Source organism: Mesorhizobium sp. M1396 (assembly GCF_040317725.1).
Lineage (GTDB): Bacteria > Pseudomonadota > Alphaproteobacteria > Rhizobiales > Rhizobiaceae > Mesorhizobium.
This window is the reverse complement of record NZ_JAMYLA010000139.1, coordinates 1-1,508: the sequence shown is the minus strand read 5'-3', so window position 1 is coordinate 1,508 and position 1,508 is coordinate 1. Positions and strand designations below refer to the sequence as shown.

General features: G+C 63.3%; 1 protein-coding gene. It reads left to right on the top strand.

From position 1 onward, the window contains the following. The first annotated feature begins 196 nt into the window (after window positions 1-196). Complete coding sequence (locus tag NKH02_RS34300) at window positions 197-1,477, top strand: IS4 family transposase (RefSeq protein ID WP_352884253.1); 1,281 nt, start codon at window positions 197-199, stop codon at window positions 1,475-1,477. The last annotated feature ends 31 nt before the right edge of the window (window positions 1,478-1,508 follow it).

The window sequence follows — 1,508 nt, the reverse complement described above, 5'->3', positions numbered from 1 at the left end:
GGGCTAGCGTGCGCACACATTTGCTTCGGCGCAGTTCTTGAAGGCGCCAGATAGGGGTTGAAGAAGTTGAATCGTCTGTGATTCTGTAGCTGGCATTGTTGATTCTGGAGGTTTCGACGATGGCCAAGACCTGTCTGGGATACTTCGGTGACCTGCGCCTGCAAAAAAGGGGGGCATGGTGCTGGAGCGAATGTTCATGCGCCTTAGCGCGGGCATGCGCCGGCTTGCCGATACGCGCGCCGAGAAGGTCGCCTTCACGCGCCTATTTCGCAATCCCCACGTGACGGTGCGGGAGATCCTGCGCACGGCGGCGGCACGAACGGCCGAAGCGGCCGCCGGGCGCCACGTGTTGATCATCGAGGACAGCAGCGAGATCAACTATGAGGCCAAGGCTTCGCGCAAGCGAGGCCTTGGCCGTGTCGGCAACGGCAAGGATGTCGGGCTGTTCGTGCATCCGGCGCTGGCGGTGGATGCCGTGGACGGCAGCGTTTTGGGCCTTGCGGCCGCCACGATCTGGCGACGCGAGGGGCGCAAGCAGGACAATTATCAAGCCCTGCCGATCGAAGCCAAGGAAAGCTACAAATGGATCGCCACCGCCGAAGCAGCGTGCCGGGCGCTGACCGATACGCCGCTTGTCACCGTGATCGGCGACCGCGAGGCCGATATCTACGAGGTGTTTGCAAGGCTGCCTGACGCGCGCACGCATGTGCTCATCCGTGCCGTGCGGGATCGGGCTTTGGGCGAGCAGGGCCGTCTGTTCAGCGAGATCGCCAGGACGCCGGAAGTCGGTCGTATCGCCTTTGATCTGCAGGCACGTCCCGGCCGGTCGGCGCGCACCGTCAGCTTGGCCGTTCGCCTGGCTGCGGTCACTTTGCGCCAGCCACGCCTTGGCGCCGACCCCCGCGATCCCCGCGAACTTCCGCTCAACATCGTGGAAGTGCGCGAGATTGATCCGCCTTCCCCCAAGGATGCGGTGGTCTGGCGGCTTTTGACCACCCACACCGTCAACACGTTCGCCGATGCCATCGCTGTCGTCGATCTCTACCGCAAGCGTTGGATCATCGAACAGCTGTTCCGGACCTTGAAGTCACAGGCCATCGATCTGGAGGAAAGCCTGCTTGCCGACGGCGATGCACTCGAACGTTTGGCCGCAACCGCTCTGATTGCCGCCACCAGGGTCATGCAGCTCGTGCACGGGCGCGGTGCAGTTGGCCACACCGTCAAGGCGGCTCGCCTCTTCGGCTCAACCGAGGTCACCGTTCTCGAAAGGCTGATCGACAATCTCGAGGGCAAAACCGAAAGGCAGAAGAACCCGCATCCATCACACAGCCTCGCATGGGCGGCCTGGTGTATCGCGCGTCTGGGAGGCTGGAACGGCTATGCAAAGGAGCGACCACCGGGGCCCATCACCTTCTGCAACGGCCTCAGGCGCTTCCACGCCATCGCAGACGGCTTCGCCCTTGCCAAACCAAACTGACCCCGAAGCAAATGTGTGCGCACGCTAGCCC

What these genes read in the sequence shown, in the direction of transcription:
- NKH02_RS34300 (WP_352884253.1), top strand. Translation starts at nt 197, where the DNA reads ATGCGCCTTAGCGCGGGCATGCGCCGGCTTGCCGATACGCGCGCCGAG.